General features: G+C 46.8%; 9 protein-coding genes. 4 read left to right on the forward strand and 5 right to left on the reverse strand.

Annotation, left to right across the window (positions count from 1 at the left end; all coding sequences use genetic code 11):
- Positions 1 to 6 precede the first annotated feature (6 nt).
- The gene (locus OXH16_16190) at positions 7 to 816 is read left to right on the forward strand and encodes a hypothetical protein (protein MCY3682938.1); all 810 of its coding nucleotides are present in this window, start codon (positions 7 to 9) and stop codon (positions 814 to 816) included.
- 143 nt (positions 817 to 959) lie between these two features.
- A complete protein-coding gene (locus OXH16_16195; protein ID MCY3682939.1) occupies positions 960 to 1,886 on the forward strand; it encodes an aldo/keto reductase in 927 nt (308 codons plus the stop codon).
- 78 nt (positions 1,887 to 1,964) lie between these two features.
- On the opposite strand, the gene OXH16_16200 is transcribed toward OXH16_16195, so the two are convergent.
- The 5 genes from OXH16_16200 to OXH16_16220 all read right to left on the reverse strand — a co-directional run bounded on the left by OXH16_16200 (position 1,965) and on the right by OXH16_16220 (position 6,332).
- On the reverse strand, positions 1,965 to 2,264 hold the full coding sequence (locus OXH16_16200) for a hypothetical protein (GenBank protein MCY3682940.1): 300 nt from the start codon (positions 2,262 to 2,264) through the stop codon (positions 1,965 to 1,967).
- Complete coding sequence (locus OXH16_16205) at positions 2,257 to 2,643, reverse strand: type II toxin-antitoxin system RelE/ParE family toxin (GenBank protein ID MCY3682941.1); 387 nt, start codon at positions 2,641 to 2,643, stop codon at positions 2,257 to 2,259. The genes OXH16_16200 and OXH16_16205 overlap by 8 nt, the downstream gene beginning before the upstream one ends.
- A 128-nt stretch (positions 2,644 to 2,771) precedes the next feature.
- A complete protein-coding gene (locus OXH16_16210; GenBank protein MCY3682942.1) occupies positions 2,772 to 4,055 on the reverse strand; it encodes a TlpA disulfide reductase family protein in 1,284 nt (427 codons plus the stop codon).
- A gap of 8 nt (positions 4,056 to 4,063) precedes the next feature.
- Complete coding sequence (locus OXH16_16215; protein ID MCY3682943.1) at positions 4,064 to 5,287, reverse strand: RNA polymerase sigma factor; 1,224 nt, start codon at positions 5,285 to 5,287, stop codon at positions 4,064 to 4,066.
- A 205-nt stretch (positions 5,288 to 5,492) separates the two neighbouring features.
- Positions 5,493 to 6,332 (reverse strand): phytanoyl-CoA dioxygenase family protein, encoded by an 840-nt coding sequence (locus OXH16_16220; protein ID MCY3682944.1) that lies wholly within the window; start codon positions 6,330 to 6,332, stop codon positions 5,493 to 5,495.
- Between the two features lie 160 nt (positions 6,333 to 6,492).
- Between OXH16_16220 and OXH16_16225 the strand changes: the two genes are divergently transcribed.
- Together OXH16_16225 and OXH16_16230 are read left to right on the forward strand one after the other, a co-directional pair.
- Positions 6,493 to 6,657 carry a hypothetical protein gene (locus OXH16_16225; GenBank protein ID MCY3682945.1) on the forward strand — a complete coding sequence of 55 codons (165 nt, stop codon included), beginning with the start codon at positions 6,493 to 6,495 and terminating at the stop codon, positions 6,655 to 6,657.
- 72 nt (positions 6,658 to 6,729) lie between these two features.
- Positions 6,730 to 8,495: choice-of-anchor D domain-containing protein (locus OXH16_16230; protein ID MCY3682946.1), on the forward strand; the 1,766-nt coding region annotated here is incomplete at its 3' end.

Consider the following 8,495-nt stretch of genomic DNA (forward strand, 5'->3'; position numbering starts at 1 on the left):
TCTATCTTGTCTTTCTTTTTTTTTCGCGCTTTTAAGACCTGTTCGATATTTCTGATATTTCTGCTGGGACAGTTTTGTACGCAGAGTTATGCGAGTGATGTAAGTGAAAGAGTAAAAGAGCTCGAGATCGGGACGTATGTCGAGGGGGCGTATTTTTCCGGCGCGCAAAAAAGGCGTTTTCGAGGCTATGTCAATCGCACACAGGGCTATGTGGTCACAATTGTCACAAATCAGTTGCCCTATAGGCGCCGCATTCCCTATCAGTCTATTGATCATTTGCGCGTAAAGAAGACGAAAAGAATTGCCGTGCAGTTCAATCCCCGGGCGCGTCGATTTTTGACTCGGACTGGTGTCATACCCGGGCACCGGGCTGTTATTGGCATTGCGGAAGTAGCAGATAGTCGATTTGCGGGTGTTATTGCGAGTGTGAGCGACTCTTTGATCGTTTTAGCAGATACGCATAATCGCGATGAGTACAAAAATCTGACGGTTTCGGAACTGGATCAACTGTCGATTAATCTGAGCAAGACATCCCATATCGGGAAGGGCTTCAAAGCCGGTCTGGTTACGGGTTTCTGTATTGGTGTTATTTTTTCTTCGTCCGATTTGAACAGGAGTAACGAGACCGGCTGGTCGGCTCTTGCCAATATTGTTCTGAGTCCCAAGACGGTTGTTATTTCTGGGGTCGGTGCCGGTGTCGGCAGTCTTATTGGTAAACTTGCCAGCTATGAGACCTGGCAATCTATCCCATTGGATCGCCTCAAATTCAACCGCTCTCACACGCCTTTGTCCCTCTCTGCATCTTATTCCTTTTAATTTTACATACGAGTTTGTCTCTACGGGTGGTTATTTGTATCTGTGAGATTGCAATCTTACAACAGTTTTGTAAGTTTACAATGCATTTTTACAACAGTCTTGTAAATTTGCAATGTGTTTTTACAATATGAAGGGGTTTTTAAATGGAATATCGGCAACTCGGCAATTCTGGGCTTCAGGTTTCGGCTATTGGGTTGGGGACCAATAATTTTGGCAGGCGCCTCGATGCGAGGGGTACGGCGCGTGTTATGGATCGGGCGTTGGATGAGGGGATTACGTTGATCGATACGGCTAATATGTACGGGGACACGCTGTCGGAGTCCTATATTGGCAGGGCAATTAGAGGCAAGCGCGATGCGTTTATTCTGGCGACTAAGGTGTCGATGAGTATGGGCGATGGACCGAATATGAGCGGCAATTCGCGTTACCATATTCTCAAAGAGGTCGAGGATAGTCTCAAGCGTCTCAATACGGATTATATTGACCTTTATCAGATTCACCAGACGGATTCCAATACGCCTATTGAGGAGACTTTGCACGCGCTCGATTATCTCGTTGCTCAGGGCAAGGTGCGCTATATCGGCTGTTCAAATTTTATGGCGTGGGAGGTGTGTGAGGCGGTCTGGACTTCGCGTGCGAAGAATCTGGTTGCGTTTTCGACTGTGCAACCCCGCTATAGTATGCTCGACCGCGAGGTTGAGGCAGAGCTTGTGCCGTTTTGCAAGTCTTACGGTATTGGCATTTTGCCCTATTTTCCCCTTGCCAGTGGTTTTCTTACGGGTAAATATCGCCGGGATGAACCAGCGCCCGAGGGCACGCGTTTGGCAGAGGGCGACCGCGGTATGTTCACGGATAAGAATTTTGATGTTCTGGAGGCGTTGGAAGAATTTGCACGGGAACGCGATCACACGATTCTCGATCTGGCTTTTGCATGGCTTCTCGCCAATCCCTGTGTGTGTTCTGTGATTGCCGGGGCTACCACGCCCGAGCAGGTCACGGCAAATGCCGCGACTATTGGCTGGTGCCTCAGCGATGAGGAGATGGAAGAGATTGATGAGATTCTCTCGTAGTGATTGAAAATTAAAAAGCAAAAGGGACGCGAAATGTTTTGCGTCCCTTTTATTTTGTGTACAGTTGAAGACTTGGTATCATGCAACAGGTATCCGCTCTCCATCTTTTTCCAAAATAATCCGGAATCCGTAAGCTTGCACGATGTTTTTAAAGCTCTGTAAGCGAATGTCTTGCTGTTTTCCAGATCGGATATTTTGAATTGTATTGGCGGATAAGCCCGCTTCTTTTGCCAATTTACGAACCGATTTGTCATCACCATCCATAAGTGCCAGAAGTAATTCCGAAAGGGCAAATTCTTTGTATTCCTTTTCGTATTCTTCTCGAAACTCTGGTTCTTGCATCAGCCGGTCATAAGTAGATATCGGTTTTTTATTCATAATAGCATCTCCTCTCAATTCGCTGCTCATAATCTGCTTTGGCCCGCAAAGCTCTTTCCCTTTCCCCTTTTGGCAGTTTCTGAGTTTTCTTCTGAAAGGCATTGGTTACAATAATTTTCTTTCCAGAATAAAAAAAACAGAGAAAACGATTGGGTTGAGGCTTAAAAGCATAAATACTATTCCCCTCATAATTGAACTGTTGCTTATTTCTAATAACACCTATCGTTCCCATTATCTCGACCAGCTTAATAAGTTTTATTTTTTGTCTCCGGTCTAAGCGATTAAAATATGTTAGAGCCTGACTTTTACCACTTGATCCATAATACCATTCAATAGTGTATTGATCACCTTGAAATAAGATGTATTCTCGATCAGGCATATTTAATTGTACAACTTTACTTGTACACAAGCAAGGCTAAAATTATTTTTTTGTGGTTATTCTGTTTGCAAAATAAAAACGGGCTATGCATCTACTCACAGCCCGTTTTATTTTATCGGTGACTTTCGTTACTGCGCTTCATTCATTCCGATGACCCACTCCAATTGATGCGCCATTGCCACGCTGAAGTCCGCACCTAATCCCTTGCGTTCATATCGAATCTGTCCGTTCTGATCGATGATGCAGGTATAGGGAATCTCGTCGGAGCCAAACGCTTTTCGGATTTGCAGATCGCCCAATGCAAAGGTTAAAAGCGGTGCGCTCTGGTACCGAAAGCTGGCGACCATATCCCGGCGCATTGAGCTGTCCTGGTCGATATTTATCGCTAAAAATTCAACATTTTGTTTGCGAAATTGCGTTTTGAGGTTTTGGAGATAGGGCAGTTCTTCAATGCACGGGCTGCACCATCCCGCCCAAAATGTTAGTACCATAGCTTTGCCTTTTAAGTCCTCTGAAGTGATTTTCTCGCCGTCTAACTTTTGGACTTCAAAGGTGGGTGCAGGGCGTGAGATGCGTTTTTTTTCGACGCGTTGGATAATTTTTTTATCCCACTTGGCTTTTAAGGCAACGTATGCTTTGCTCATGCCTGCACCTGAACCGAATTTGCCAGCATAAGCCTGGCTCCATAATTCTGCTATATCCGTGCGGATGATCGATGAGAGCAATAGTTCTGAGGCGAGTTCATAAGCCTCTGTCCATGCTTTTTGGTCGATATAGATCTGAAGCAAGTGGGTCTTTGCCCTATCTACTGATGCCTGCCGAGATGCCATTTCCAGGTCGCCTAAATCCTCCCGGGTTTGCCAGTCGAGAATTACAGTCTTTGCTTCCGCAACAGCACGGTCGTGTTGCCCAAGGAGTTGATAAGCACGCGCCAATAGATCCCGGCAGATGAGTTCTCTTTTACCGTAATTCTCCCATTTTTCCTGGTTCTGCAATGCTTCTTTTAATGCGTTTTGTGCATATAGAATCGTTTTATCAGATCGAACTTTCTTATCTACGAGTATCCGAGCAGCCGTTTCGTAAGCACCGTTAGCATGCATTCGCAATGCGAGCATTTTGTCGCATAGCTCTATCAACAGGTGTGGATCATCGGTGACGTGCTGGTAATAACCCAACAGGGTGATGGAGATGTCGCCTTTCAAAAAGGTATTGGGATAATCTACAAGCAGTTGCTCCAGTCCCAGAATGCCTTCCCAATACTGATCTGGGGTCTTGGGGAGGTACCCGGACGCAAATTGGCGAAATCGATTCTTTTCTTCTTTGGAATGGGTTGGCTGTTGTGCAAAACACAGAGAATATGCAATTAGACATATTGCCAGACTTGCTACCAGTTTGCACTTGTTGAAATACATTCTGAGCCTCACTTTCTGTCTGTCCAAATTAGATTTAATTTTCGTACCATTGCGTTTTTGTTTGATCGATTTGCTCTTAATCTTACGAAGTATATTCCGTCGGGAAGTCCTTGTTTAGATAAGAACGTCGTATAAGAACCCGGTGCGTGTGTTTTATTAACCGGTTTGGCTACTATCATGCCCATATTATTGTAGCATTCGAGTTCTATAAAGACGGAGTCTGAATAGACCGTCTCTGGTATCCAGTACACAATTTTTACCAGTGAATCTTGTGACGAAGTTTCCATTCTGAAGTCTAGTTTTTCTGTATCGCCACTTGTATCAGAATCGGATTGGACTTCTCGTCGCGAAGATTCTACGCCCTCTGTTTCGTCAGTTTTCTCAGGAACGGATTGCTCATTTTGAGCGGGGTTTTCCAATTCGAGCTGTATTTGGGGCACCTGGGATGGCTCAGTGTTTTCTTGTCCTAAATTCAACACTGCCGATATTCCACCAAAATACAATCCCGTTCCCGCGATCCCTGCGCCGATGATACCCGTTATTTTTATCATGCCCGTTCCTTTCAGTTTTGCGAGCAGACTCGCCTGCGTTGGCACTGCGTACAATAGCGGGGGTAATGCGGCTATTATTTTGCGCGTTAGTTGAGGTGTCGGACGTTTTTCGAGGAGTGTGTCTTCTACCAGCGGCATCAATTCGTCGCGCAAGCGATTGCGCGCAACCTGAAGGCGACCGGTTACTGTGCTTTCGGGGATGTTGAGAAAGACGGCGATTTCGGGATAGGTCATGCCTTCCATGTAGTGGAGCAGTACTGATTCTCGATAAATGTCTGGCAATGCATCCACGGCGGCTGTAACAGCTTCTTTTGTTTCGGTTTTTTCCAGTGCTTCGTCGGGTAAGTCTGGCAGTGGAAATTCCGATATTTCAGGTGTTACATCTTGTGATGTATCGTCAATTGAGACGATTGGACGCTTCTGCTGAAGCCATTTGTTTGACAAATTGAGTGCAATTCCTCGCAGCCAACCTGAGAATTTTTCGGGCGATTTTAGAGACTTGAGGTGCATGTATGCCTCCACAAACGCATTTTGTACGATGTCTTCAGTTGCGGAAAAGTCGCGGATTCGACCTGCTACAAAAGCAAAGATGCGCCCTTGATACGCCTCAACCAGCGGTTCGTAAGCAGCCTGGTCGCCAGACAGTATTTTTTGTACTTGCTCTGCATCGCGTTTGCTCATTGTGACTCCGGATAGACGATTGTTGATCGCTTGTTTTCCGCCCGCTATATATATGTGACTCCTGAACACGGATTCCTAAACAAAAAAAAGCCCTGTGATCCAAGACACAGGGCTTTGTGGGGTTTTAATAGGTGGACATTCTGACACTCGTCATTGCGGCATGGTTTTGAGCCGCAATCCAGTAATCTAAACGCGACCGAACCCGTTATCCGCGCGATGGCTCGGGCATTTCTTCTCTTGCGCGTGCGGAGAGTTCGGCGAGGTGATCGTCGTGTGCCATGACTTGTTCCAGATGTTTTTTGCGTTCGGATCCAGCGGTTGCGAGCATGATTTTTCCGTATGCGCGATCGTTCCAGAATCGCGCGCGTGCGGCAATCTGTGTTTTTAACAGTTCAATGTGTTCTTCATCTTCAGGGAAGCGTTCGCTGCAGTTGATGGTGAACATCCGCCGACGTGGACTGCCTCCAAAGGCCGCGTGTTTGAGGTTGTGGTTGAATAAGACGACATCGCCCGGGTTGGTTTCCAGGGCTAATGCAGGTATGTCTGGTCCGTGCATGTCCCATTCATCCTGGGAATTTCGGACGGTGTTTTCGACATTATTTGCGTATGTATCTTTGAGATGATGACTCCCGGGGATGACACGCAAACAACCCGTGTCGCGCGTTAAGTGATCCAGGTACAGGGCGATTTTTACAAATCGAATTTCCTTGCCCCAGCCATCCGAATGCCATTGCGTGTCTCCGGCATAGTAATTTCCGTCTGATCCCATGTAGTTGAAGTTTTCACCGAGTAATCCGACCAGGATTTCTTTTATTCGCGGATCATCTAAGAGGGCGCACAGGCGTTCGTGCTGGTCGATAAATGGCACAATGCACGATCGACGGATGCCGTCGTGCGGTTGCCCATTGTGTCCACCTCCCCGTTGTGCCCATATCGTTTCAAATGCTTCGATAATTTCGTCGATGCAATCTGCCAATAATCCCGGAAATGCGAGAAATCCAAAGGTGTCAAAAAACGATTTTTTTTCTTCGGTGAGGATGTCCATCGCTCGCTCCTTGTGGTTGACCTGTGGAGAAACTTCTGTTAGATTGAAGCGTTGATATCTTCAGTATAGGAAAGCCGTCATTGCGGCATGAAGTTGAGCCGCGATCCAGAAGGTTTTGACCGTCCACTACACCATCGCTTAATATATGAGGATAAGTGCCATGCGCAAATATCTATTGTCCATCCCGATGATTCTGTTTTTGCTCGTTGGGACCGCTTCTGCACAAACGGTTAATTTTTCTCTACGGGGCATTGACGGCAATACATATAGTGCCTCTAACTATCGCGGCAAAGTGCTCATACTTGCGATTATTGGGTATGGCTGACCAACCTGTCAAGCGGCGGTGCCGCGACTTGAAGATTTATGGCAAAAGTATAAAGCAGATCCCAATGTTGAGATGCTCGGTCTTGATACCTGGGGTGGTAGTCGTACTCAGGTTGAGGGTTTTAGCAGAGGCATCACCTTTCCCATGCTTCTAAATGCGAGTGGTTCTGCTCCGGCTTCGTATGAGAATTTCGTTGTGGTTGGTCCCAATGGGAATGTGGCATTGCCCGCTACAGGTAATCTGAGTTCAAGTTCTGTTACTCAAGTGGAAAACAAGGTTAATGAACTGTTGGCGCAAATACCGCCACCTACGCCAGCGATCTCTGTGCCGCAAACAGCTATTGATTTCGGGACTATTGACGCTGGTCAAACGGGTGAACAGACGATTACGATTACGAATACGGGTACTGCGTCCCTGGAGATTACGGGTATTGAGAGCGATGTGCCGGGTTTGACGTTTGATACTACGATGTTCACACTGGCTCCCAACGGTTCACAGACAGTTACGATTACGTTTCCGAGTTCGACGGAGGGCACTTTTTCGGGCAATATCACGATTTCGAGTAATGACCCGGATCGTGCAACACAGACATTATCCGTTTCTATCATAGTCCAACCGCCCCCTTTGCCTGTGATCGCTGTTCAGCAAACAGCAGTTAATTTTGGGACTATTGAGGCCGGTCAAACAGGTCAACAGACGATTACGATCACAAACACAGGTACGGGTTCTCTTGAGATTACGAGTATAGAGAGTGGTGTGTCTGGTTTGACGTTTGCACCTTCTATGTTTACAGTGGAACCCAATGGTTCGCAGACAGTTACGATTAGGTTTCCAGGTTCGATAGCGGGCACTTTTTCGGGCAATATCACGATTTCGAGTAATGACCCGGATCGTGCAACACAGACATTATCCGTTTCTGTGATCGTACAACCGCCTCCCGTGCCAGTGATCGCTGTTCAGCAAACGGCGGTTAATTTCGGCACTGTTGAGTTTGCACAAACGGTTCAGCAGACGATTACGGTTCAAAATACGGGTACTGCGCTGCTGGAGATTATGGGCATTGAGAGCGATGTATCGGGTCTGACGTTTGAACCTTCTATGTTCACAGTGGAACCCAATGGTTCGCAGACAGTTATGATTAGGTTTCCGAGTTCAACGGAAGGTACCTTTTCGGGCAATATCACGATTTCGAGTAATGACCCAGATCGTGCAACACAGACATTATCCGTTTCTGTGATCGTACAACCGCCTCCCGTGCCAGTGATCGCTGTTCAGCAAACGGCGGTTAATTTCGGCACTGTTGAGTTTGCACAAACGGTTCAGCAGACGATTACGGTTCAAAATACGGGTACTGCGCTGCTGGAGATTATGGGCATTGAGAGCGATGTATCGGGTCTGACGTTTGAACCTTCTATGTTCACAGTGGAACCCAATGGTTCGCAGACAGTTATGATTAGGTTTCCGAGTTCAACGGAAGGTACCTTTTCGGGCAATATCACGATTTCGAGTAATGACCCAGATCGTGCAACACAGACATTATCCGTTTCTGTGATCGTACAACCGCCTCCCGTGCCGGTAATCGCTGTTCAGGAGACGGCAGTTGATTTTGGTACTGTTGAGGCTGCGCAGACGGTTCAAAAGACTTTCACAGTTAAGAATACAGGTACTGCGCCTTTGGAGATTACGGGCATTGAGAGCGATGTATCGGGGCTGGCGTTTGAGCCTTCTATGTTCACGCTGGAACCCGAGGGTTTTCAGACAGTTACAGTAACTTTTCCGAGTTCGACAGCGGGCACGTTTTCAGGTAATATCACGATTTCGAGTAATGATCTGAAGAG

Source organism: Gemmatimonadota bacterium (assembly GCA_026705765.1).
GTDB lineage: Bacteria > Latescibacterota > UBA2968 > UBA2968 > UBA2968 > VXRD01.

Coding starts and splice junctions, on each gene's coding strand:
- OXH16_16210 (MCY3682942.1), bottom strand. CDS start 4,055: ATGTATTTCAACAAGTGCAAACTGGTAGCAAGTCTGGCAATATGTCTA.
- OXH16_16205 (MCY3682941.1), bottom strand. CDS start 2,643: ATGCCTGATCGAGAATACATCTTATTTCAAGGTGATCAATACACTATT.
- OXH16_16220 (MCY3682944.1), bottom strand. CDS start 6,332: ATGGACATCCTCACCGAAGAAAAAAAATCGTTTTTTGACACCTTTGGA.
- OXH16_16215 (MCY3682943.1), bottom strand. CDS start 5,287: ATGAGCAAACGCGATGCAGAGCAAGTACAAAAAATACTGTCTGGCGAC.
- OXH16_16195 (MCY3682939.1), top strand. CDS start 960: ATGGAATATCGGCAACTCGGCAATTCTGGGCTTCAGGTTTCGGCTATT.
- OXH16_16225 (MCY3682945.1), top strand. CDS start 6,493: ATGCGCAAATATCTATTGTCCATCCCGATGATTCTGTTTTTGCTCGTT.
- OXH16_16200 (MCY3682940.1), bottom strand. CDS start 2,264: ATGAATAAAAAACCGATATCTACTTATGACCGGCTGATGCAAGAACCA.